Below are 23556 nucleotides of genomic sequence, written 5' to 3' on the forward strand. Positions count from 1 at the left end.
GCCTAGACCTGCGCGGCACCGAGCGCGGTGATCGCCGCGTCGAGTTGCCGGGCGTACGCCGGGCTCAGTCCCTCTTCGCGCAGCCGGGTGGCCACCTTCTCGCGGAGCCGGGCCACCTCGGGCCCCAGTTCGCCGTCGCCCTGGGCCACCGCCCGGGTGAGGTTGCGCAGCTCGTTGCGCAGGTCGAGGGCGACGTCGTCGCGGATCCCGCCGTCGGCGAGGCCGGAGCCGATCACCCGGTCGAGCCGGTTCGCGGCCTCGACCAGGGTGTCCGGCCGACTCGGACGGGTGGGCGCGGCGCTGGTCGGCGGCGGCGCGGCCGAGGTGATCGGCGGTGCCACGGGCGGTTGTGCGCTGGGGGTGTCGTCCGGCCCGGTCGCCCCGGCCGACGCGCTCGGCTGTGCGGTGGGCAGCGCGGTGGGCGACTCGTCCTGCTGCGGCAGCAACGCCGGGACCAGCAGCGCCGCCCCGATCACCAGGATCGCCGCCGGCACCAGGACCGCCGGTCGCAGCAGGCGTCGTGGACGCCCGGTGGCGTCGTCGTCACCGGGGGAGCGGACTCCCGGTTGGTGGCCGCTCGGCGAGTGCGCGCCCGGGGCCGTCGTCGGAGCGCCGACCGGTCCGCCGGTGCCGGAAGCGGCCGGTACGCCGGTGGCGGGCACGATCGTGCCGACGGCGGCGGTGGCGCGGGCAGAGGTCAGCGCGGGAAGCGTGACGGTGGGGGCGAGCATGGTGGTGGCCTGTGGGTCGGCCGGGAGCATCTGGTCGCGCAGCACGGTGGCCACCTGGCGGGCGGTGGGCCGGTCGGCCGGCTCGCGGGACAGGCAGCGCAGGCAGACCTGGGCCACCATCGGGGGCAGGCCCGGCACACCGTCCAGGGTGGGCGGTGCCCCCTCGGCCAGCGCGAGGCTGAGTTCGTCCCAGGTGTCGGCCGGGTACGGCACCCGGCCGGTGAGCATCTCGTGGAGCAGCACCCCGAGCGAGTAGACGTCGGTGGCGGGCTGGGTCGGCGCGCCGTCCAGCCGTTCCGGGGCCACGTACGCCGGGGTGCCGAAGGTGGCGCCGTCCTCGTCGTCGTCGGGGGCGCCGATGCGGGTGGCGATGCCGAAGTCCAGCACCTTCGCGCCGACCTGGGTCATCATCACGTTGGCGGTGGTGACGTCCCGGTGCACGATGCCGAGCCGGTGCGCGGCGGCGAGCGCGTCGGCGACCTGCGCGCCGATCTCCACCGCCTCGGGCCACGGCAGCGGCCCCTCGGTGAGCCGGAACTCCAACTCCTCGCCGGTGAGCAGCTCCATCACCACGAACGACGTGATCGAGCCGTCCGGCGAGACGGTCTCGCCGTAGTCGTGCACCGACGTCACGTGTGGGTGCACGAGCGCGGCGGCGGCACGGGCCTCCTCGCGCACCATGTCGCGGAACCGGGCGTCGGCGGCCAGCGACGGGGCCAGCACCTTGAGTGCGACCATGCGGTCGAGCACCTCGTCGTGGGCCCGCCAGATCACCGACATGCCACCGGCACCGATCTGGTCGATCAGCCGGTAACGGGTGGCCAGCAACCGGCCGGGCTGCAGTGCTGGCTTCACGGATCGCACCTGCCCTCATAGGTGGGAGCGGTATCAGGTTGCGCGAATGTTGCCGCCCTGTCAACGGTCCGCCGGGCTGCCCGTACCGGATCCGGCACGGTGGGTAGCAGGGGGTGCCGGCCGCGCCGGGGTGAACGCAGTGCGGCACGGACGTGCCAGGATGAACGACATGGCTCGGGGACCGGTGGCGTTCGTGCTCGGGGGCGGTGGCGTCCTCGGCGCGGTCGAGGTGGGGATGCTGCGTGCCCTGTTCCGCGCCGGGATCCGTCCGGACATGGTCCTCGGCACGTCGATCGGGGCGGTGAACGGCGCCCTCGTGGCCGCCGACCCGACCGAGGCGGTGACCGACCGACTCGTCCGCCTCTGGGCGTCCCCCGAGGCCAGCGAGGTGTACGGCGACTCGGTGGCCCGGCAACTGCGGCGCTTCGCGGCGCGTACCCACCTGCACTCGCCCCGGCCGCTGCGCAAGCTGCTGGAGAGCGAGCTGGGGGCGGAGACCACCTTCGCCGACCTCCAGGTGCCGTTCCGCTGCTGTGCCGCCAACATCGAGCGGGCCGCCGAGCACTGGTTCGTCAGCGGCGCGGTGGTGCCCGCCGTGCTCGCCTCCGCGTCGGTGCCGGGGCTGCTGCCACCGGCCCGGATCGGCGACCAGCACTACGTCGACGGCGGCATCGTCAACTCGATCCCGATCGGGGAGGCGGTGGTGGCCGGCGCGGGCCGCATCTTCGTCCTCCAGGTGGGACGGATCGAACGGGCGCTGGCACCGCCCCGGCGGCCCTGGGAGATCGCCCAGGTGGCCTTCGAGATCGCCCGCCGACACCGGTTCGCCCGGGAGATGGCCGCCCTGCCCGAGGGGGTGGAGGTGCACGTGCTGCCGACCGGCGGGCTGGAACCGCGCGACGACACCCCGTGGGCGTACCGGGACATGGCGGCGGTGGGGCGGCGGATCAGCCGCGCGTACTCGGCCTCCCGGCACTATCTGGCGAATCTGGAGCGTTGATGCCGCTACCGCACCGGTGGGTCCGCCGTCTGCTACTGGCGCCGGGCGTGGTGTTGCTGGTGTTCCTGCTGGTGACCACCGTGCCGGTGTGGGCGCTGCTGGCCCTGGCCGTGTCCCCCTTCGTGCCGGGGCGGCTGCGCCCACTGCGGGTGCTCTGGATCGGCTTCTGCTACCTCGTCTGGGACGCGGCGGCGCTGCTCTGCCTGTTCGGGCTCTGGGTGGCCTCCGGCTTCGGCTGGCGGGTCGGCTCGCCGGCCTTCCAGCGGGCCCACTACGTGCTGGCGGGCTGGTTCCTGCGGGTGCTGTTCTGGCAGGCGAACTGGACGCTGCGGCTGACCATCGACGTGGTCGGCACCGACCCGGACACCGCGTTGCCCGGTCGCCCCGAGCTGGTGGTCTGTCGGCACGCCGGTCCGGGTGACTCGTTCATCCTCATCCACGCGTTGGTGAACTGGTTCCAGCGGGAGCCGCGCATCGTCCTCAAGGACGCCCTCCAGTGGGACCCGGCGATCGACGTGCTGCTCAACCGGCTGCCGAGCCGGTTCATCGCGCCGGGCCGCGACGGTCGGGGCTCGCTCACCGAGCAGATCGGGCACCTCGCCGTCGGCCTGGACGACAACGACGCCTTCGTGATCTTCCCCGAGGGCGGCAACTTCACCCCGAAGCGGCGGCTGCGGGCGATCGCCCGGCTGCGGGACCGGGGTCACGAGCGGATGGCGGTCAAGGCCGAGGCGATGCAGCACGTGCTCGCCCCGCAGCCCGGCGGCCTGCTGGCGGCGCTGGACGCGGCACCGGACGCCGGGGTCATCTTCGTGGCGCACACCGGGCTGGACCGGATGCTCACCGTCGCCGACGTGTGGCGCGAGCTGCCGATGGACAAGCGGCTGGTGATGCGCTTCTGGTCGGTGCCGCCGGAGGAGATCCCGGTCGGCCGGCAGGAACGCATCGACTGGCTGTACGAGTGGTGGAGTCGGATAGACGAGTGGATCGCGGCCAATCGCGACGACGCCGCGTAGGGTTCCGGGATGGACCAGATCAGCGTGGTGACGACGGTGGTGGACGCGCGGTCGGTCGCCGATCTGCTGGCCGCCGCCGCGGTGGCCGGTCGACTGGCGGCCTGTGCCCAGATCGGCGGTCAGGTGGAGAGCACCTACTGGTGGCGTTCCGGGGTGGAGACGAGCACCGAGTGGTCGGTGCAGTTCAAGACCGCACCGGACCGGGTCGACGCGCTGGTGGAGCAGATCCGCGCCAACCATCCGTACGAGGTGCCGGAGATCCTGGTCAGCCGGGTGGACTGCGGCGACCCGGCGTACGCGACCTGGGTGTTCGAGCACACCCGAGCCTGAGTACGCGCACTCTGGTGCCGATGGGGGTCGCCCGTCAAGGATGATCCCGTGGACAACGGCTACCCCTGCCCGGCCTGCGGCGCACCGGCGACTCTGAGCTCCGGCTGCACCGGTTGCGGTCGCCCGCCGCACGCCGCCGCCGCCGAGGTGATCCGGCTCGACCGGGAGATCGTCGTGCTCGGCGGCGAGGTGCACCGGGCACGTCAGGCGTACGAGGGGTTGACCGGTCGGCTGTCGGCGGTCCGTCGGCGTCGGGCCGAACTGGCCGCTGCCGTACGCGCTGAGTTCCCGGCCGGTCCGGTGGCGGTTCGGCCGGGCGTACCGGTCGCCGCAGCGGCCCCGACCGCGTCGGCGCCGTGGATCGCACCCCGGGCGTCGATCCCTGGTGGCGCGGTCCCCGGCGGCCCGATCCTGCCGGGACAGGTGCCCGGTGGACCGATGCCCGGCGGGCCGGTGCCCGATGGACAGGTGCCCGGACCCGGGTGGACGCCGATGCCGGCCGCGAACGACACCGGGCCGGGCGGCGCGGAGACCTCCACGAAGACGGTGCAGAACCTGCTCTTCATCCTCGGCGGACTGCTGCTCGGCACGGCCGCGACCGTGTTCACCGCCGTCGCCTGGGCGTCGGTCGGCGTGCCCGGCCGGGCGTTGATCCTGCTGGCGATCACTGCGCTGATGCTCACCGTGCCGTTCGTCGCCCGCTGGCGCAGGCTGCACAGCACCGCCGAGACGTTCGCCGCCGTCGGCCTGCTGCTGGTGGTGCTCGACGGGTACGCCGCCTGGACGGTGGACCTGCTCGGGGTGTCCGGCTGGCCGGGCAGCCGGTTCGCGGGACTGGTCGCGCTGGTCACGACCGGGGTGTCCGTCGGGTACGCCCTGATCAGCCGACTCACCGTGCCGTGGTTCGCGGCGCTGCTCGCCGCGCAGCCGGTGGCGCCGCTGCTGGCCGCCGAGGCCCGACCGGGAGCGGCCGGGTGGGCGGTGGCCTTCGTCGCGGTGGCACTGATCGACCTGGCCGTGATCGTCGCGCTGCGGCGCCGCGGGGTCGTCGTGGGCGAGGGGGCCACGACGACCTCGGGGCCGAGTCTCGCCGGTCAGGTGGCGGCCTGGGCCGGGTACGCCGTGGCGCTGCTGATCGCCGCCGGGTTCGCCCTGGCGCCGCTGCTGGTCGGCGAGGCGGGCGGCATCACGGTGCTGGCCGGTGGACCGATGCTGCTGGTGGCGCTGAGCCTGCTCGGGGCGGCGCTGCTGGCCGGCGGGCCGACCGGCCGGGCGCTGGCCGGCGCGTTCCTGGTGCCGGTGCTGGCCGCCGCGGTGCTCCGGCCCGCCTCCGAGGTGCAACCGTCGGTGTGGCTGCTGGCGGCGGGCCTGGTCGCGGTGGCGCTGGTCGGTGCGGTGCGGCTGCTGCCGGTGTCCTGGCGGCCCGGCCCCCGGGCGGGCACGATGCTGGTGGTCGGCGGGGTGGGGTTGCTGGTCACGCTGACGACCCTGGTGATGGCCGTGTTCGCGGTGGGCAGGTCGGTGCCGGCGTGGCGGGGGGCCGCGCCGGGCGAGACCTTCGACGGGGGCTGGCAGCTCACCGTTGCGGTCGCCCTGATCGCGGTGGCGGTGGGGTGGCTGGCACCTCGGGCGGCCCGGCCTGCGGTCGCGGCGGTCGGCGTCGGCCTGGCCGCGCTGGCCGTACCACTCGCCTGGGCCGCGCCCTGGCCGGCGCTGGTCCTGCTCGACCTGCCGGTGGGGGCGGCGCTGGTGCTGGCCGCAGTGGTCCGTCCGGCGATGCGGGGCACGGTGTCGGCCGCCGCCGCACTGACCGGTGTCGCGTTGCTCGGGCACGGTCTGCTGGTGGGGCTGGCCGCACCGGCCGGAGCGGGCGCGGCCTGCGCGGTGATCCTGGTCGTCGGCGTCGGTGCGGCCGTCCTGGGCCGCCGTGGCGGTGTGGTGCAGCGCGTGGTCGGCGGCCTCGGTGCCGCCCTGGCGGTGCTGGTGGTGCCGGCCGGCGCGGCGATCGCGCTGATCGGTGCCGGCGCGTCGCCGTGGTGGCAGGCGCGGGCGGCCCTGGCCGCCCTCGTGCTGCCGGTGGTCGCGCTGCTCCTGGTCCGTCGACTCTGGCCGGACCTGCACCCGTACGCCTCGGCCGGCCTCGCCGTGGCGGCCGTGTCGACCGGCCTCGCACCGCTGACGGTTCCGGGCGACGAGCGGCTGACCGTGTACGCGGCGGTCGCGGCGCTGCTGCTCGCGGTCTCCGTGGTCCGGTCCCGCCCGCCGGTTCCGGCGCTGGTGGCCGGGGTGGGACTGGCCGTGGTGGCGGTGCTGGCGGCGCTCCCGGTGACGGTGGGCGCGCTGGTCACCCCGTACGGTCCGCCGCCCGTCCCGTGGTCCGGCGTGCCGTCGACGGTGGCCGCCCCGGGCGCGTTGCCGGTCGGCGTGGCGCTGACCGTGCTGGCCCTGGCGGCGGCGCTGGCGACCTGGCCGGCTCACCGGGCCGGTCGGGGCCGGACGGTCGCGGTGCTGTTGCCGTTCGTGGCCGCTGCCGGGCCGGTGCTGCTGGTGGCCGCCGCCGCACCCTGGCCGCTGGTGCCGGCGACGGCGCTGCTCGGCGGTGTGGCCGCATTGCTGGTCACCGCGCTCCGCGGCCGGTCCGGCGCGTTGCTCGGTGCCGGCCTGCCGGTCGGTCTGGTGCTGACCGGTGCCGGGCTGCTCAACCTTCAGGCCGTCCGGCCTGGCACGCTGGCCGGTCTGGGTCTGCTCGTGGTGGCGGCGACGGTGGTCGGGGTGGCCGCCCGGGCGCGCGCGGTACGCCTGGTGGGCTGGCTGGTCGCGGTCGCGGCGGCGACCGGTCTCGCGATCACCGCCCCGCTGGCCGCCGGGCTGCCGCTGCGGGTGGCGGCGTTCGCGGTGCTCGGTGTGGCGGCGCTGGTCCTCGCCCTGGCCGTCGCGCTGTCGGCGGTCCGGGTGGTGCTGGACGTCACCGCGCAGGCGGTGGCACTGGTCGCGGTGCTGCTCACCGTCGGCTCCGGCCGGTACGCCGCGACGATCTGCGTGCTCTGGGGTGTGGCGGTCGGCGTACGGCTGCTGCGCCGGGGCGAGTCGACCGGGCGACGGTGGGTCTTCGCCGCCGTGGCCGGTGGCAGCGAACTGTTCGCCGTCTGGCTGTTGCTGCGCTCCGGCGAGGTGACGGTGGTGGAGGCGTACACGGTGCCGGCGGCGGTGCTGGCGTTCGTCTTCGGTGCGGTGGCGATGCGTACCCGACCGAGGTTGCGGAGCTGGCTCGCCCTCGGCCCGGGCCTGGTCGCCCTGCTGCTGCCCAGCCTGGCCGTCCTGCGGTTCGACGACGACGACCAGCCGTGGCGTCGGCTGCTGCTCGGGGGCGCCGCGCTGGCCGTCACGCTGCTCGGGGCGGTCCGCCGCTGGCAGGCGCCGGTGGTGCTCGGTGGGTTGACGCTCGCCTGGCTCGCCCTGCACGAGGCGGGACGAAGCTGGGACCTGCTGCCCCGGTGGGTCTTCCTGGCCGTCGCCGGGTTGGCGCTGATCGGCCTCGCCGCCACCTACGAACGCCGTCGCCGTGACCTGGGTCGCCTCCGCGACGCCATGGGCCGGATGAGCTGAACGGTGGCGCAGCCGCTGGTCGCGCCGCCGTCGGACGGCACGGGTAGGGTCCTTGCCATGGCTGACGTGCTCACCGCCGAGGCGGTGCGAAACGAGCTGGGTGGGCTGGTGGACTGGTCGGGAGACCCCGCCGGGATCACCCGCACGGTGGAGCTGGCCAGCTTCCCGGCGGCCGTCACGGTCGTCGACCGGGTCGCCGTGGTGGCGGAGGAGCTGGATCATCACCCGGACATCGACATCCGATGGCGGACGCTGACGTTCCGCTGTGTCACCCATTCGGCCGGTGGCGTCACCCTGCGCGACGTCGAGCTGGCCCGGCGGATCGACGAGATCGTGGGGGCGGCCCGATGAGGTTCGAGATCAGCAAGGTCCTGGACGCGATCGAGGGGCGGGTCTGCACCGATCCGCAGCTCGTCCGCGCGGTGATCGACCTCGCCGAGGTCATCCGCTACCAGGATCTGGACGGCGGTCGACCGGCCAGCACGCTGCGCCTCGGCATGGTCATCGACGCGCTGGCGCGCAGCCTGGAGGAGGACACCGTCCCGGTCTACGCGGTGGTGCACCGGGGGGTGCTCTCCGACGCCGACCTGACCTCCAACGAGCGGATGGTGGTCCGCCGCTGGGCCGACGACGGCCTGGTCGAGGTGCTGGACAATCCGGGTGACCGGATGCTTGAGGTGGCCGACCTGCTCGGCCTGCCGGTGCTCAGCCGGGTCCGCTTCGACGGACTGCGCGGGCGCTTCCCCTGGCTGGTCGACCAGCCAGGCCGGGCGCTCGCCCCGGTGCCCGGTGCCGGTGGGCCGGTCTTCATCGCCCACGTCGGTGGCGGTCACACCCCGGTCAGCGGCCCGCCGTCCCCGGCCGGTGCGCAGTTGCTCGCCCGCCAGTGGCGCTGCCCCGAGTCGGGCTGCACCCTCTTCGGTGGGGCCGGTGGCGGAGGTGCCTTCGCCGACCTGGCCCGGATCGACCGCGCGCCGACCGGGCAGCCGCCACCGTCGCTGCGCGGCGGCGTACCCACCTGCCCCCGGCACGGCACCCGACTCCGCGACGACGGCCCCCGACCGCGCAGTGAGGTCCTCGCGGTACGCGTCGGTGGCCTGATCCGGCGTCGCTTCGTGCTCACCGAGGAGCAGCCGGTCACCATCGGCCGCGCCCCGGAGGGCGCCCACGCGATCATGCTGGGTCAGTGGCTCAACGACGAGGCCCGTCGCTGGATCAGTCGCAGCCACCTGCGGCTGGAGTTGCGGGGCGGCGACCTCGTCGCCACCGACGTGAGCACCAACGGCTCCGGCATCCGGCCCGGCGGCTCGATGGCCGAGTCGGACCGCCTGCCGCTGGCCCCGCAGCAGTCCCGCGTCCTCGGCGGCGGGGACATGGTGGAGCTGTACCCGGGCGTGCAGATCGGCCGACCGAGCGAACTGCCCTCGGGCGCACCGTACAACCCCGACTCGGTGATGTCCGAGGCACCGACCATGGCGATGCGCCTGCCCCGCTGACCCGGACGACGGCGGGCGTCGGGACACGGTCCCGACGCCCGCCCTCTGTTCCCGGCCCGCCACCGCGCGAGCGGGCCGTCGGTTTCCGCTGCGCGTGCCGGGTCGGCGTCCGCGCGCGGTGGTCAGCCGGCCAGTACGGCCGCCAACTGGGCCACCGCGTGGTCGATCTCCTCGGCGGTGATCACCAGCGGTGGGGCGAGCCGGATGGTCGAGCCGTGGGTGTCCTTGGCCAGGACGCCGCGCTCCATCAGCCGCTCGCACGCCTCCCGGCCGCTCATCAGCGCCGGGTCGATGTCCAGTCCGGCCCACAGCCCCCGGCCGCGTACCGCGACCAGGCCCTTGCCGACCAGTGCCCGCAGACCGGCGTGCAGCCGCTCGCCCAACTCGGTCGAACGCCGCTGGAACTCGCCGGTGGCCAGCAGCCGGACCACCTCGGTGGCGACCGCGCAGGCCAGCGGGTTGCCGCCGAAGGTGGAGCCGTGCTGGCCGGGCTTGAGCACCCCGAGCACGGCCGCGTCGGCGGCCACCGCCGAGACCGGCACGATGCCGCCGCCGAGCGCCTTGCCCAGCAGGTACACGTCCGGCACCACACCCTCCTGCTCGCAGGCGAAGGTGGCCCCGGTCCGGCCCAGGCCGGACTGGATCTCGTCGGCGACGAACAGCATCCTGCGCTCGTCGCAGAGCCGCCGGACGCCGGCCAGGTAACCCTCCGGCGGCACCACTACGCCCTGCTCGCCCTGGATCGGCTCCAGCAGCACCGCCACGGTGTGCTCGTCGACCGCCTCGGCCAGCGCGGCCAGGTCGCCGTAGGGGACGATCGTGAAGCCCGGCGTGTACGGCCCGAAGTCGGCCCGCGCGTCCTCGTCGGTGGAGAAGCTGACGATGGTGGTGGTCCGGCCGTGGAAGTTGCCGTCCGCGACCACGATGGTGGCCTGCCCGTCCGGCACCCCCTTGACCTGGTACCCCCACTTGCGGGCGACCTTGATGCCGGTCTCCACCGCCTCGGCACCGGTGTTCATCGGCAGCACGAGTTCCTTGCCGCACAGCGCCGCGAGTTCCCGGCAGAAGTCGGCGAACTGGTCGTGCACGAACGCCCGGCTGGTCAGCGTCAGCCGGTCGAGTTGGGCGTGCGCGGCGGCGATCAGCGTCGGGTGCCGGTGGCCGAAGTTCAGCGCCGAGTAGCCGGCGAGACAGTCGAGGTACCGCCGACCGTCCACGTCGGTGACCCAGGCACCCTCGGCGGAGGAGATCACCACCGGCAACGGGTGGTAGTTGTGCGCGGTGTGACGCTCGGCGTCCCGCACCGCGGCCGGAGTCCGCAGCATGTCCTCGATCACTGGCTCGCCTTTCCGAGTCGCAACGTGCAGCACTTCGGGCCACCGCCGGCCTTACGCAGCTCGGACAGGTCGACGCCGATGGTCTGGTAGCCCCGGTCCCGCAGCTTCGCGGCCAGGCCGGTGGCCTGCTCCGGCAGCACCACGTGCCGACCGTCGCTGACCGCGTTCAGGCCGAGCACCTCGGCGTCGGCCATGGTGGCGTGCACCGCGTCCGGGAACAACCGGCGCAGCACGGCCTGGCTGCCGGGCGAGAACGCCTCCGGCAGGTACGCCACGGTCCGCTCGTCGAGCACGGTGAGCGCGGTGTCCAGGTGGTAGAAGCGCGGGTCGACGAGCTGCATGGTGACCACCGGGTGGCCGAAGACCTCCTGCAACTGGGCGTGCGAGGCGTGCGCGGTGCGGAAGCCGGTGCCGGCGAGCAGGTGGTCACCGACCAGCAGGACGTCGCCCTCGCCCTCGTTGACGTGCTTCGGGTCGTACACGTCGAATCCGGCGGCCTCGAACCAGGACCGGTACGCGGGCGCCTCGTCGGCGCGCTGCGGGTCGCGGAACTGCACGGCCATCGCCCGGTCGCCGATCACGGTGCCCCCGTTGGCGGCGAAGACCATGTCGGGCAGGCCCGGCAGCGGGGTGATCTCCTCGACGACGTGACCCAGGTCGCGGTACACCTGCCGCAGCCGCTCCCACTGCCGGATGGCACGGTCGGTGTCGACCGGGGCGGTCGGGTCCATCCACGGGTTGATCGCATAGTCGACGGCGAAGTACGTCGGCCGGCACATCAGGAAGCGCTGGCTGGTGGCGTCCATCGTCATTGTCCTGCTCCCAGGGCTCGGGCGCGCCCTGGCCACCGTCGGCCCACGGGCTGGCGCCGTTGCTCAACGTTATGCGCCCCGAAGCCGCAGAATCCACCGCCAAGCCTTGCTTGATGTAGCCGATCATTGCGTCTCAGGTGCTGGTGGCGGTGAATCGTTGCGTTCACCTGGTTGTGCCACCGTGCGGAAGGCCCTCGTATCGCTCACCGTGAGTGGTCGTCGCGGTCCGGCATCGGCTGGGAGGTGTCCGGACACGCGTCGGGGGCGGCGAACCGCCGCCCCCGACGAGGGTGTGTGCGCCCGGCTGGTGAACCACCAGAACTGGTCGGGCTCGGCCGGTAACTCGCCGGCCGGGCGCCGGTGAACCACCGGCGGGCCGGAATGTGCCCCCTAGATGCGGTCGACAAACTGTGAGTCAAGCCACTCGCGGAACCGGGCCACGGTGTCGCCGTCGGTGGTCGGCCAGTCGTACTGGCCGGTCATCGCCAGGATGCCGAGCACCACCGCGCCGAGGCCGATGGCGATGCCGAGCAGCGCGTCGGCCTTACCGGCGATGTGCCGCCGCCGGGTGGCGATCAGGCCCAGCACGGCGAGGACCGCGCCGATGGCGCCGACCGCGATGCCGTACCCGGCGAGGGTTCCGGTGAGGACGAAGAGGATGCCGCCGACGCCGACGATCAGTCCGAGGGTGGCCAGCAGGCTGGCCCGGGGGCGCGGACCGGCCGGTGCGGGCGGGGTGTCGGCGACGGGTGCCGTGTCCCGGTCGGCCACCGTGTCCCGGTCGGCGGTGGTGTCCCGCGCGACCACGGTGTCCCGGTCGGCCACCCGGTCCCGCGCGACCACAGCGGCCCGGCCATCCACGGTGTCCCGAGTGCCCACGGTGCCGCGATCGGTGGTGACGTTCCGGTCGGTGGTGGGATCGGTGCGCACGTCCGGGTCGGTGGCGGTGACCGGGGCCAGAGCCGGTGCGGTGGAGCGGGCGCGGCGGGAGCCGTCCACGCCGGAACGGGCGGTCGCGGCCCGTGCCTCGGCGGCCCGCTCGGCGGCGGGAGAGTCGGTCGTCCGACCGGTACCGGCCTTGGCGGCGGTCGCACCGGCGGCGGTCGCGCCGACGGCAGCCGTGCCGACGGCGGTCGCTCCAGCGGCGCTGTCCCGGTCGGCGGCGCGCGCCGGAGCCGTGCGGTCCCGGTCGACGGCGGCGGCGTCCGCGTCGGCGACAGCGCGCTCGCCGGATACGGCAGCAGGCTCACCGGCTACGGCGGCGGTGCGGTCCCGGTCGGTGCCGCGTCCGGTGCGGGCGCGGAGCTGGTCGACGGCGCGTTCGGCGGCGGCACGGTACCGGCCGGCGGCGCGTTCGGCGGTGCTGTGGCCGTCGTCGGCGGCGGTGTGGTCGGTGGTCGCCGCCGCACCCCGGTAGGTGGTGCCGTCGTCGGTGCGCTCGGCGACGGTGGGGCGCTCGGCGGGACGGGCCTCGGTGGCTACCGCGCCGGTGCCGTCGGCCTCGTCGCCGGAGGCGGGGGGCGGGGCGGGCTCCTCCCGGCGGGACAACGAAGGAAATCTCATGGGTTCACCTCCAGGTCATGCGTGGCAGGCGCCGCGACCCCGCTCATCGCCCGTCACGCGTCAACGACCCGGAGATACCCATCCCGCACTTTCCCGACACCCGTGCGGCATCGAGGCGAATAGATCTTGAGGTGGTCGGCTCAGCGGCGGGGGCGGGTGAGCGGTGCCAGCATGCTGCTGAGCAGGGCCATCCGCCGGGGGCGGGAGATCAGGACGGGACGGCTGCGTACGCATCGGACGAGGACGTCCACCGCGCGGTCCACCGTCATCATCATCGGCCGCACCGGGCCCTTGGCCATCTTGGTGTCGACGAACCCGAACCGCACGGTGGTCACGCTCACGCCCTGTCCGCGCAGCGCCGCCGAGAGCCCCATCAGGTACGACGACAGCCCCGCCTTCGAGCCCGCGTACCCGGGTGCGTCGCCGGAGACCAGCCGGTCGGCCATGCTGGACAGCCCGATGACGTGCCCGTCCCCGGCGGCCACCATCCTCGGTACGACGGTGGCGACCGTGCGGGCCGCCCCGATCAGGTTGACCTCCAGGGTGCGGGTCTGCGCCTCCAGGTCGGCCAGGTCGACGGGCTCACCGACGCCGGCGGCGTACACGCAGAGGTCCACGCCGTCCAACTCGTCGATCGCCTTGGCGAGCACCTCGGGGTAGTCCGGTGCGGTCACGTCGGCGGTGTGGTGGGCGTACGTGGGGACGTTGATGCCGTTGTCGCGGCGGGACACCCCGGCGACCCGCCAGCCGTCGGCGAGCAGCCGTCGGGTGAACGCCAGCCCGATCCCGTCGCTGTTGCCGATCACCACTGCGCAGCGCATTCGTTCCGCCATGCCCCACCGTCCTCATCGCACCGATGGTGCCCGCCCGACCGGCGGCCCGAGGCGCAATTGAACCAGAGTTTTCTGAGTACTCCCTACCAATCAGTAGGAGCCCCCGAACGGCTGTCGGCGGACGCTTCGGGGCGGGGCCGCCGCGCTGCGGACGGCGGCCCGGCGGGGTGCGGCGCGGACCAGCACGAGACCGGCACGCTGGACGAAAATCGACCGGCGGGTGACGGCGTTGCCCTGGATGTCGAGCTGGTACCCGTCCAGCCAGACCCAGCCGTCGTAGGTGGTCCAGTCCAGCTCGCGGATCACCCGGAACATGATCGACCGGCGGAACTGCACGCTGGCCCGCCGGGTCACCCGCAGCAGGTCACCGGCCCGCAGCTCATCACCTCGCGCCCGGCTGTCCCGAGCGCGGTCCGCCGGGGTGCGGTCCGCCGGGGTGCGGTCCGCCGGGGTGCGGGCGGCCGGGGTGCGGACGGTGGGGGCGCGGACCGCCGCGCGCTCGGCTGAGGGGCGGTCGGCGGGGCGGGGGCGGGTCACAGCCAGCCCAGGAAGCGGTGGTGCAGGGTGCCGGCGGTCGCCCAAGACATGTCCTGGCTGGCGGCCACCAGGCAGGAGCCCAGATAGAGCCGCAGGGAGACGGGCGCCTGGTCGTACTCGGCGCGCAGTTCGATGCGGCGGCGGGCGCAGGGCCAGGGCCGGTCGCACCCGGCGCACATCCAGGTGGGCAGCACCGGGCCGTGGCGGGTCACCGTCGGCCATCCGGGGCGTACGCCGTCGTGCCGGTGGTGGTCGTGGAGGGTACGCGCATCGTGGTCCTCTCCGCGCGGTGATCGTCGTGGCAAGAACTGCTCCGTTGCCTTTTTCACGTCAATTCATGACGGCATTTCATTCGGCCCCGGACAGCCTCCACAATCCGTCCCGCCGCCCATCTTGCGCAATCTTCCGCACCGCCCTAATCTTTTTCGGTAATTGCGCGCGACGAATGGAAATGGATCGCGTGCGCCCGGAAACATCACGTGTTGCAGGAGGGAAAGCGGTGATGTTGCATGCTGGATGAAACAAGCGGCTCCACGGTGCCCCGGCGGCAGCTCGGACGCCTCTTCACCGAGTTGCGGGAGAACGCCCAGGTCACTCTCGACGAGGCGGCACGGGCGCTGGACTGCTCACGACAGAAGATCTGGCGGATCGAGAAGGGTCTGGTGCCGGTCCGGCTGGTGGACGCCCGCGCGATGTGCGACCTCTATCGGGTGCCGACGGAGATGGCGGCGATCGTCGCCGGGCTCGCGAAGGAGACCCGGGCCAAGGGCTGGTGGCACTCCTATGGTGACGTGGTCCCGTCCTGGTTCTCGCTCTACGTCGGCCTGGAATCGTCCGCCACCCTGTTGCGGCAATACGACGCGGAGTTGATTCCCGGTCTGCTGCAAACCCGTGCCTATGCAAGCGAACTCTTCCGCCGCAAGAACCCGACGATGACCCCGGAGGAGCGGGAGAAGCTGGTGGCGGTACGCCTGCAACGGCAGAGCATCCTGGTCCGCCGACTGCCCGTCGCGCCCACCCTCAAGGTGGTGCTCAGCGAGGCGGTGTTGCGCCGCACCATTCCCGACCGGCAGGCGATGGTCGAGCAACTCCGCCACCTGATCGAGGTCGCCGCGTTGCCGAACGTCTCGGTGCGGGTCCTGCCGCTGGCCGCTGGCCCGCCGCTGGCCAGCGAGACCGGCACCTTCGTCGTGCTGGGCTTCCCGCAGGGGCTCGGCCGGGCCTCCACCGAGCCGACCACCGTCTACCTGGAGAACATCACCGGCGCGCTCTATCTCGACCGACCGGCCGAGGTGGCCGCCTTCGCCCACGTCTGGAACGACCTGGAGACACTCGCCTCCGATGAGGCAGAATCAGAGAAAATGATCAACATGATCATCGAGGAGCATCATGACTGATCTGGCCGGGGCCGTCTGGCGCAAGAGCACCCGCAGCGGCGGGAGCGGAGGAAACTGCGTCGAGGTGGCCGACAACCTGCCCGGCGTGGTGGCCGTCCGCGACAGCAAGGACCCGTCCGGCCCGGTGCTCACCGTTTCGCCGGATGCCTGGACGGCGTTCGTGCGGCAGGTGCGGCACCGCTCACACTGACCGCGACGGCGGGCTGACTACGCTTGGTGTCGTGCCAGAGGGACATACGATCCATCGCCTGGCGGCCCGGCACGCCGAGCTGTTCGCCGGGGACAAGGTGCTCGCCGCCAGCCCCCAGGGCCGGTTCGCCGAGGGTGCGGCGCTGCTCTCCGGAAGTGTGCTGGAGGCCACCGAGGCGTACGGCAAGCACCTGCTGCACCACTACGCCGGTGAGCGGACCCTGCACGTACACCTCGGCCTCTACGGCAAGGTGACCGACGGTGACGGGGAGCCGCCGGAGCCGGTGGGTCAGATCCGGCTGCGGCTGGTCAGCGACCGGCACTGGCTCGACCTGCGCGGGCCGACCGCCTGTGAGCTGCTCACCCCGCCCGAGGTGGCGGCGCTGCGGGCCCGCCTCGGCCCCGATCCGCTGCGTGCCGACGCCGACCCGGAGCGCGCGTACGACCGCATCCGACGCAGCGCGACGCCGCTGGCCTCGCTGCTGCTGGACCAGTCGGTGGTGGCCGGCACCGGTCTGATCTTCGTGATGGAGGTGTTGTTCCGTGCCGGGCTGCCGCCGAGGTTGCCCGGCCGCGCACTGACCCGTCCCGCCTGGGACGCCATCTGGGCCGATCTGGTCGAGTTGATGACGCTCGCCGTCGGCGTCGGCCGCATCGACACCGTTCGCGCCGTGCACCTGCCCGAGGCGATGGGCCGTCCGGCCCGCGTCGACCGGCACGGCGGCGAGGTGTACGTCTATCGCCGTGCCGCCCAGCCCTGCCACGTCTGCGGCACCGCCGTCAGCCGTGGCACCCTCGGCGCCCGCAACCTCTACTGGTGCTCGACGTGCCAGACCGAAGGAAGGGCCCCCTGCTAACGCCTCGCGTATAGCAGGGGACCCTTCCTCACATCCGGCGACGGTGCTCGCGCCCGTCGATCCGGGGCGCTACTACTGCTTGCGCCAGTTCTGGTCGGCGTAGCCCTTGTCGGTGAAGATGATGAGCGGCTTGTCCGGGTCGGCCAGGATGACGTCGAGGACCTTGCCGTTCAGCTTGCTGACGATGCGGCCCTTGGAGTTCATCTGCCAGTGCTGGGCGGGGTTGCCGCTACAGGTGGCCGCCTGCACCACCGTGTTGTCCTCGGAACCACCCCAGGCGATGTCCATGCACAGACCACGGGCCCGGATGGTGCCGTCGCTGCGGAAGGTCCACCACTGCGCCGGATCCTCGGTGCAGGTGCGCAGCTTGAGCTGCATACCGTCACCCCCGCTGCCGGCACTGACGCAGCGCTTGGTGTGCACGTTGAGGATCTGCACCGCGTCGGCCGGGCGCGTCGGCTTCGGGTCGGGGGCCGGTGGTGGTGGCGGTGCGCCCGCGTTCGCCCCCGCAGTACTGGGGCTGCTCGGGCTCGGGCTGCCGGAGGGGCTGGCGTCCGGACTCGGGCTCGGGGACCCGGACGGCGACGGGGTGGGTGAGGGGGAGGGGCTGGTCGGCAGGTTCGCCGTCAGCCGGCTGTCGAGCGCGTAGACGTCGGTGAAGGTCTTCACCGACCGCAGGAACGTCTCGGTCTGCCGGTCGATGGTGCCACCGTTCTGCCGTACCGCCGTGGTGCCGTTGCGGTACGCGGCGAGCGCCAACTGGAGCGGGTCCCCCTTCAGGCCGGACAACTCGCGGACCAGGCTGCACAGGGCGTAGCCCATGGTGGGGACGGCGACCTCCGGCTCCCAGACCGAACGACCCTTCGGCCCGTACGCCTGCCACATGTCCGGCCGGAACTGCGCGACGCCGCGTTGACCGGCCGAACCGAGCCGGTTCGCGTCGAACCCGGACTGCGCCATGATGTGGGCGGCGACCAGTGGTGGCGTCACCTCCTGGCAGAGCGAACCCGCCCGGACGATGTGCTGCACGTACTCGGCGGGAACCCCCTTCGCCTCGGCGGCCGGTGCCGTCCGGTCAGCCTCACCGGGCCCACCGAACTGCCGCAGCTTGCTGTAGTACCCGGCGTAGGCGCTGACCCGGTCGACGTAGGTCGTGGCCGTGTCGGGCACCCCGCGCACCTGGGCGACCGAGTTCAGCCCCACGTGGAAGGCGGCCACCGCGAGACGCCACTGGTCACCGGCGGCACCCGCCAGCCGGAGATGGCCGGTGAGGTCGCACATCTGGTGGGCGAGCGCCAGGATGTTCGCCGACATGTCGGAGCGTCGGGCGTCCGGCCACGGCTTCCACGCCTGCCACTTGTCGTCTTCGAGGCCGGCGATGCCCTGACCGCCGGAGACGGTCCGCGCCGCCCGGTCGTCCAGGCCCGATTCGGCCATCAACTGTCCGGCGAGCCTCGCCGGAGTCAGCGTCGGACAGGACCCGGCGGCGGCGATGAGCACGGTCATCTGCTTGTCGGTGACCGCGTCGCCGACCAGCACGTCGTCCCGGGCCGAGGCGACGTTGAGGCCGACGGCGGTGGCGGCGGCGAGGACTGCCAGCGCGGCCAGGACGAACGCCACGAACCGGCGTGGCATTCGCTCCAGCTTGAGCTTCTTGAGGATGAGGTCGCGTGTCACAGGTAGGCCATCCCTTTCGGCGTGGCGACACCTGTGGCGACGGATCCGGATCTCGCCACGTTCACGACCTCGCCGACAAATTTCGGGTACGGAGCACGGCCCGGTGTCGGTGTGGCCGCGCGTGGACGGCCGAACTCTAGTCGAGGAGCCAGCGGACGATCTCGATGTGCTCGGCGAAGACCGTGTCCCCGGCGATGCTCCACGCCATCGTGTGGCCGATCGTCCAGTCGCGTACCCGGCTCCGGTCCAGGCCCAGCTCGGCGCTGAGCCGGTCGAGTCGGCGGCGCACCGCCGCGCGGGAGTGGCCCAGCTCGGGGCCGCGCACCATCGGCACCACCGAGAACTCCCGCTCGCCGACGAGCGGCTTCGGGTCGATCGCCAGCCACGGCTCGCGGGTGGACCGCAGCACATTGGACGCGTGCAGATCCTGGTTGACCAGCACCTGCTCGCCCTGGCCGGCGGCCAGCCCGGTGAGCAGGTCGAGGGCGAGGTCCACGAACCGCCGCTCGTACGGCCTACCGGCCCGTTCCCAGGCCGCAGGCAACCGGACCGTCCAGCCCCGCACCGCCTCGGCCAACGACAGGAACGGCCCGTCAGCGGGCCGCCAGAGGCGGGGGAGCAGCGTCACCACCGCGTCCAACGCGTCGTCCAGCGGGAGGACGCGCAACGGCGTACCGGGGTCGCAGCGCTCGATCAGCAGTGCCCGACGGTCGGGGTCGTGGGCGAGCAGCCGGGCCGCGCCGTCGCCGTCCCAGTGGTGCAGCGCAGCCGCCTCGTGCTCGCTCTCCGAGTCGGGGAACTGCACCTTCAGCACCGCGCGGGTGCCGTCGACCCGATCGGCCGGCACCACCAACGAGGTCGTGCCGGACCCGAAGGGCGGCCCGACCCGCAGCGACCAGTGCCGGGCACAGGTGTCCAGCAACTCCGGCAGCCCGGCCAACCACTGCGCGCCACCCGGCATGGCGCGCAACCAGGTCAACTCGTCGGGGATCCGCACCGCACCCGTCACCGCAGGCGGCGGATGTCGCCGTAGGCGCGGTAGAAGCCGCCCCGACCGGACTCGCGGACCTCGGTGACCAGGTAGCGGGCGCCCGGCTGGCGGATGCCCTTGGGGAACTGGACCGACCAGTTCCGGTGGTAGCCGTCGGAGAGCACGTGCACCCGCAACCGGCCGCCCTGCTCGACGCACTCGACGATCACCCCGTCGCCGGAGTCGCCGACCACCTCGACCTGGGTGACCGCGGCCGGCTCGGGTAGCCGGGCCGGAGCCTTCACGTCGACCACGTCCGGCACGCTGCCCGCCTCGGCCGCCCGGATCGCCGGCTCACTGGCGTCGATGCAGGCCAGGTGGCCGCTGGTGGTCACCACGTAGAGGCGCTGGTCGTGGTACTGCATCGAGTACGCCGAGCCGCAGCCGGTGCCGAGCTTCCACAAGCGGGTGCCGTCCTCGGCGAAGCAGTAGATCGAGGACTGGCTGTCACCGGCGAAGACGTACCGGCCGTCGGAGGCGGTGGCGCAGGAGAAGACCGGCGCGTCGGCGCGGTAGGTGCGGGCGTACCGGCCGTCCTTGCCGATGCGGACCACCTCGCGGGTCGCGGTGCCGGCGAACACCGCGTCGCGCTCCTGCCAGCCGAACAGCACCGAGCCGGTGCGGGTGTGCCACAGCTCCTGCCCGGTACGCCAGTCGTAGCCGCTCACCCCGGTCGAGTCGCCGTGGTAGACGGCGTCGCTGTCGCAGCGCACCATCCAGGCCGACCGCCCGCGCCCGCCCCGCCGCCAGAGGAACTCGTCCTCGTGGTCGACGGCGGCGATCCCGCCGTTGGCGTCGGAGACACCGAGCACACCGTCGTGGATGTCCAGCCAGTAGATGTCGATGTCGGGCGCGATCGTGTACGCCACCCGGGGGATCTTGCCGGAGAGGTCGTAGACGTTGCCGTCGTCGCAGCCGGCATAGATCCAGGCGTCGTCGGCGACGATGGACTTCACCCCGTCGGGCAGCCGGACCTGGTCCAGCACCCGGGCGTCGTGGTCGAGAGTGGTGATGACGCCACGCTCGTTGCCGACCGTGCAGGTGCGCCCGTCGATGAAGATGCCGAACGCGGGAGCGCCGGAGTCGTACCGCCACAGCACCGGCGCGGTGCGGGCGGTCGAGCGGGTGCTGACGATCTGCCGACGCGACACCGAACGCTTCTGCCGGACGCCCGGCACCGCCGGGGCGTACCCCTTGCGGACCTTCTCGCCGATCTTCTTGGCGGCGGCGGCCCGCGCCCGCGCGTTGTCCGGGTAGCCGGAGGTCTTGACCTGACCCTGGTCGCCGATCCGGCCGTAACGCACGGTCAGCGTGGCGTCGTCGACCACCACCTCGTAGAACTTGTGGGCTGCACCGTCCGTCTCGGACAGTTCGAGGTAGGTCGTCTCCTGCGACATGCGGGTCCTCCGAGGGGTCGGCACCGCCCCTGTCTGGGGCGGCGCGCACACGCTAACCCGCGCCACCGACAGGGATCCGAGCAGACCTCAGCGCGGGTCGAGCGCGTCGACCGCCTTGCGGGCGGCGACCAGCACCGGGTCCCAGACCGGGGCGTACGGCGGGGCGTAGCCGAGATCGAGCGCGGTCATGTCGTCCACCGTCATCCGGTTCCACAGCGCCACGGCCAACGTGTCGATCCGCTTCGCCGCCTCGGTCCAGCCGACGATCTGGGCGCCGAGCAACCGCCCGCTGGGGCGTTCGGCGATCAGCTTGACCGTCATCGGGCGGGCGCCCGGGTAGTAGCCGGCGCGGTTGGTCGACTCGGCGATCACCGAGACGAACTCGAAGCCGGCCGCCAGCGCGTCGCGCTCCCGCAGCCCGGTCCGCCCCACCTCCAGGTCGCAGACCTTCGCCACGGCCGTGCCTATCACCCCGGCGAAGGTGGCGTACCCGCCGCCGATGTTGATGCCGGCCACCCGACCCTGCTTGTTCGCGTGCGTGCCGAGCGGCACGTGCACCGGCATGCCACTGACCCGGTGCAGGGTCTCCACACAGTCCCCGGCGGCCCACACCCCGGGCACCTCGGCCACCCGCATCCGCCGGTCCACCCGGATCCCGCCGGTCGGCCCGAGCGGCATCCCGGCCGCCTCGGCGAGCGCGGTGTTGGGGCGTACGCCCAGGCCGAGCACCACCACGTCGGTCGGGATCGCGCCGTCGTCGGTGACCACCTCGCTGACCCGGCCGTCGCGGACGCCGAGCGCCTCGACGCTGACGCCGGTGCGGATGTCCACACCCAGACCCCGCATCGCCTCGGTGACCAGCGTGGCCATGTCCGGGTCCACGGTCGACATCGGCTGCTCGTCCCGCTCCACCAGCGTCACCGACAGCCCGCGCCGGACCAGCGCCTCGGCCATCTCCACCCCGATGTAGCCGCCGCCGACCACCACCGCGCGCTGCGGCCTCGGATCCGACTCCAGCCACCTGCGCAGGGCCGCCCCGTCGTCGAGCGTCTGCACCCCGAAGACCCCGAGTGCGTCGGTACGCGCCCAGTCCGGCTTGGTCGGCACCGCGCCGGTGGCGTACATCAGCGTGTCGAAGCCCTCCCGGACCTCGCCGCCGCCCTCCAGATCGCGGGCGACCACCTCGCGGCGGTCCAGGTCGATCTCGGTGACCTCGTGCCGGAGCCGGACGTCGATGTCGTACTTCTCCCGGTGGGTCGCCGGGTCCCGGGCCACGAGCTGCTGCGCGTCGCCGACCAGCCCGCTGATCCAGTACGGGATGCCGCACGCCGAGTACGAGGTGTAGTGCCCACGCTCGAACGCGACGATCTCCAGGTCGTCCCGGCCACGGCGGCGCCGCGCCTGGGCGGCAGCCGCCATGCCGGCGGCGTCCCCGCCGACGACGATCAACCGTTCCGCCACGGCCAACCTCCTGTCACGCCGGGATCTCGCCCCGGGTCTGTCGCGCCACGTCCGCCACCACATCCTCCAGCCGACCGGTCCGCGCGAACACCGCACGCTGCCGCGCCGCGCCGGTGCCGTGCTCCCGCAGCCGGTCCAGCAGCTCGGTCACCTCGGCGAGGTCACCGTGCCGGTCCAACGCCGGGCCGAGCCGCCCGACGAGCTGGTTGAGCACGTCCCACGCCGGGCGCAGCTCACCGGTGGCCAGGTCCACCGCCTCGCCCTCCAGACCGTCGTGCGCGGCCCGCCAGTGCGCGCCGACCAGCAGGTGGTGGTCGGCGGGCAGCGGCGGCCGTCCGGCGGCGATGTCGTCCAGCGCGGTCGCCACCAGCGCGCGGACCAGGCCGGCGACCAGGACCGCGTCGTCCACCGTCGGGCAGACGTCGCCGATGCGCAGCTCGACCGTCGGATACTTGGCCGACAGTCGGGCGTACCAGTAGAGCATCCCCTCGTCGAGCATCACCCCGCTGCCGATCAGCTGGTCGATCAGCCGTCGGTAGTGGTGGTGGGAGGTCAGGAACGGGGTGGGCGCCACCGACGGCCAGCGTTCCCACTCGATCGAGCGCCAGCTCGCGTACCCGGTGTCCTCGCCCCGGGAGAACGGGGAGTTCGTGGTGACCGCGTGCAGGATCGGCAGCCACGGCCGGACGTGGTTGAGCACCTGCACCCCGGTGTCCGGGTCCGGCACCCCGACGTGCACGTGCATGCCGTTGTTGCCCGGCCCCGGCACCAGCAGCCGGTAGCGCTCGATCATCCGGTCGAAGCGGGGCTTGTCGACCACCGGCGGCACCGGCCCGTCGATCGGCCCGGTGCCGATGGCGAGCAGGTGGGCGCCGGCCCGCTCGGCGGCCTCGGCGAGCGAGGCGCGCAGCAGGGCGAGCGAGTGCCGGATCGAGGCGAGCTCCAACCCTGGTGGACTGCCGATCTCGATCTGGCTGGTCTGGAACTCGCGTTCCACCTGACCGTGCAGTTCCGCCGGGACCTGTTCCATGACCGCCTCGACGGCCGGCACCGCAGCGCCGCCGTCCGGGTCGACCAGCAGGAACTCCTCCTCGACTCCCACCGTGAGCAGGTCGGTCTCCTCGACCTTCCGGGTCGGCGCCGTCGCCACCTGCCTGACCATCACCATCACCGTCCGCCTCTGCCGGGGCGGTCCGTCCGCGCCGTCGGCCGGCAATTACCCCCCGTGGTGGCTCGGGGAAACACGCCCTGCTCGGGTACAGCGTCGATGCACAGCCGGGCTTGGGTGAAAGGAAGGGCCCCCTGATAACGCCTCGCGTAGAGCAGGGGACCCCTCCTAACTTCCGGTCGGCCCGGCGCGACACGCGGGCGGTGCGCCGTGCGGTCGATCGACATTGACAACTGTCCAGGTGGGACGTACAACTCCTGAGAG

21 protein-coding genes are annotated in these 23556 nt (G+C 73.3%); 9 read left to right on the plus strand and 12 right to left on the minus strand.

Features of this window, described 5'->3' with window-relative positions; genetic code table 11:
* Positions 1-2: 2 nt before the first annotated feature.
* Positions 3-1586, minus strand: coding sequence for a protein kinase (locus tag ACIBMZ_RS03550; protein ID WP_396690619.1), 1584 nt, complete (start codon positions 1584-1586; stop codon positions 3-5).
* Between the two features lie 169 nt (positions 1587-1755).
* Between ACIBMZ_RS03550 and ACIBMZ_RS03555 the strand changes: the two genes are divergently transcribed.
* The 6 genes from ACIBMZ_RS03555 to ACIBMZ_RS03580 are packed head-to-tail and all read left to right on the plus strand — an operon-like array spanning position 1756 to position 9034.
* Positions 1756-2586 (plus strand): patatin-like phospholipase family protein, encoded by an 831-nt coding sequence (locus tag ACIBMZ_RS03555; protein WP_396690621.1) that lies wholly within the window; start codon positions 1756-1758, stop codon positions 2584-2586.
* The gene (locus tag ACIBMZ_RS03560; RefSeq protein WP_396690623.1) at positions 2586-3602 is read left to right on the plus strand and encodes a 1-acyl-sn-glycerol-3-phosphate acyltransferase; all 1017 of its coding nucleotides are present in this window, start codon (positions 2586-2588) and stop codon (positions 3600-3602) included. The genes ACIBMZ_RS03555 and ACIBMZ_RS03560 overlap by 1 nt, the downstream gene beginning before the upstream one ends.
* Before the next feature lie 9 nt (positions 3603-3611).
* A complete protein-coding gene (cutA, locus tag ACIBMZ_RS03565) occupies positions 3612-3932 on the plus strand; it encodes a divalent-cation tolerance protein CutA (protein ID WP_396690625.1) in 321 nt (106 codons plus the stop codon).
* 48 nt (positions 3933-3980) lie between these two features.
* Positions 3981-7538: an SCO7613 C-terminal domain-containing membrane protein gene (locus ACIBMZ_RS03570; RefSeq protein WP_396690627.1), complete on the plus strand. Its 3558-nt coding sequence runs from the start codon at positions 3981-3983 to the stop codon at positions 7536-7538.
* A 57-nt stretch (positions 7539-7595) separates the two neighbouring features.
* Entirely contained in the window at positions 7596-7889 is a 294-nt protein-coding gene (locus tag ACIBMZ_RS03575) for a 4a-hydroxytetrahydrobiopterin dehydratase (RefSeq protein WP_396690628.1), read from the plus strand.
* Positions 7886-9034 carry an FHA domain-containing protein gene (locus tag ACIBMZ_RS03580; RefSeq protein WP_396690630.1) on the plus strand — a complete coding sequence of 383 codons (1149 nt, stop codon included), beginning with the start codon at positions 7886-7888 and terminating at the stop codon, positions 9032-9034. Before ACIBMZ_RS03575 ends, ACIBMZ_RS03580 begins: the two co-directional genes overlap by 4 nt.
* 122 nt (positions 9035-9156) lie before the next feature.
* On the opposite strand, the gene rocD is transcribed toward ACIBMZ_RS03580, so the two are convergent.
* From rocD to ACIBMZ_RS03610, 6 genes are all read right to left on the minus strand, one after another.
* Positions 9157-10371, minus strand: coding sequence for an ornithine--oxo-acid transaminase (gene rocD / locus ACIBMZ_RS03585; protein ID WP_396690632.1), 1215 nt, complete (start codon positions 10369-10371; stop codon positions 9157-9159).
* Positions 10368-11177, minus strand: a complete 810-nt coding sequence (gene ddaH, locus ACIBMZ_RS03590; RefSeq protein WP_396691005.1) for a dimethylargininase — start codon at positions 11175-11177, stop codon at positions 10368-10370. Before ddaH ends, rocD begins: the two co-directional genes overlap by 4 nt.
* A 396-nt stretch (positions 11178-11573) precedes the next feature.
* Positions 11574-12746, minus strand: a complete 1173-nt coding sequence (locus tag ACIBMZ_RS03595; RefSeq protein ID WP_396690634.1) for a hypothetical protein — start codon at positions 12744-12746, stop codon at positions 11574-11576.
* A 140-nt stretch (positions 12747-12886) separates the two neighbouring features.
* Positions 12887-13579 carry an SDR family NAD(P)-dependent oxidoreductase gene (locus ACIBMZ_RS03600; RefSeq protein WP_396690636.1) on the minus strand — a complete coding sequence of 231 codons (693 nt, stop codon included), beginning with the start codon at positions 13577-13579 and terminating at the stop codon, positions 12887-12889.
* 90 nt (positions 13580-13669) lie between these two features.
* Positions 13670-13957, minus strand: a complete 288-nt coding sequence (locus ACIBMZ_RS03605; protein WP_396691006.1) for a hypothetical protein — start codon at positions 13955-13957, stop codon at positions 13670-13672.
* Between the two features lie 155 nt (positions 13958-14112).
* The gene (locus ACIBMZ_RS03610) at positions 14113-14421 is read right to left on the minus strand and encodes a hypothetical protein (RefSeq protein WP_396690638.1); all 309 of its coding nucleotides are present in this window, start codon (positions 14419-14421) and stop codon (positions 14113-14115) included.
* Between the two features lie 204 nt (positions 14422-14625).
* Here ACIBMZ_RS03610 and ACIBMZ_RS03615 point away from each other — a divergent pair, with 204 nt between their 5' ends.
* From ACIBMZ_RS03615 to ACIBMZ_RS03625, 3 genes are read left to right on the plus strand one after another with little or no spacing between them, the layout of a single operon-like run.
* Positions 14626-15513 (plus strand): helix-turn-helix domain-containing protein, encoded by an 888-nt coding sequence (locus tag ACIBMZ_RS03615; protein ID WP_396690640.1) that lies wholly within the window; start codon positions 14626-14628, stop codon positions 15511-15513.
* On the plus strand, positions 15506-15703 hold the full coding sequence (locus tag ACIBMZ_RS03620; RefSeq protein WP_396690642.1) for a DUF397 domain-containing protein: 198 nt from the start codon (positions 15506-15508) through the stop codon (positions 15701-15703). The genes ACIBMZ_RS03615 and ACIBMZ_RS03620 overlap by 8 nt, the downstream gene beginning before the upstream one ends.
* A 31-nt stretch (positions 15704-15734) precedes the next feature.
* On the plus strand, positions 15735-16559 hold the full coding sequence (locus ACIBMZ_RS03625) for an Fpg/Nei family DNA glycosylase (protein WP_396690644.1): 825 nt from the start codon (positions 15735-15737) through the stop codon (positions 16557-16559).
* A 72-nt stretch (positions 16560-16631) separates the two neighbouring features.
* Here ACIBMZ_RS03625 and ACIBMZ_RS03630 read toward each other — a convergent pair whose 3' ends face one another.
* The 5 genes from ACIBMZ_RS03630 to ACIBMZ_RS03650 form a co-directional block, all read right to left on the minus strand.
* Complete coding sequence (locus tag ACIBMZ_RS03630; protein ID WP_396690646.1) at positions 16632-18236, minus strand: ricin-type beta-trefoil lectin domain protein; 1605 nt, start codon at positions 18234-18236, stop codon at positions 16632-16634.
* Between the two features lie 136 nt (positions 18237-18372).
* On the minus strand, positions 18373-19233 hold the full coding sequence (locus ACIBMZ_RS03635) for an aminoglycoside phosphotransferase family protein (RefSeq protein ID WP_396690648.1): 861 nt from the start codon (positions 19231-19233) through the stop codon (positions 18373-18375).
* Between the two features lie 8 nt (positions 19234-19241).
* On the minus strand, positions 19242-20663 hold the full coding sequence (locus tag ACIBMZ_RS03640; protein WP_396690650.1) for a WGR domain-containing protein: 1422 nt from the start codon (positions 20661-20663) through the stop codon (positions 19242-19244).
* Positions 20664-20750: 87 nt separating this feature from the next.
* A complete protein-coding gene (locus ACIBMZ_RS03645; protein ID WP_396690652.1) occupies positions 20751-22124 on the minus strand; it encodes an FAD-dependent oxidoreductase in 1374 nt (457 codons plus the stop codon).
* A 13-nt stretch (positions 22125-22137) separates the two neighbouring features.
* Positions 22138-23292 (minus strand): glutamate--cysteine ligase, encoded by a 1155-nt coding sequence (locus ACIBMZ_RS03650; RefSeq protein WP_396690654.1) that lies wholly within the window; start codon positions 23290-23292, stop codon positions 22138-22140.
* Positions 23293-23556: the final 264 nt, after the last annotated feature.

This window comes from Micromonospora sp. NPDC049900 (assembly GCF_044461025.1).
In the GTDB taxonomy this organism is placed as follows: domain Bacteria; phylum Actinomycetota; class Actinomycetes; order Mycobacteriales; family Micromonosporaceae; genus Micromonospora.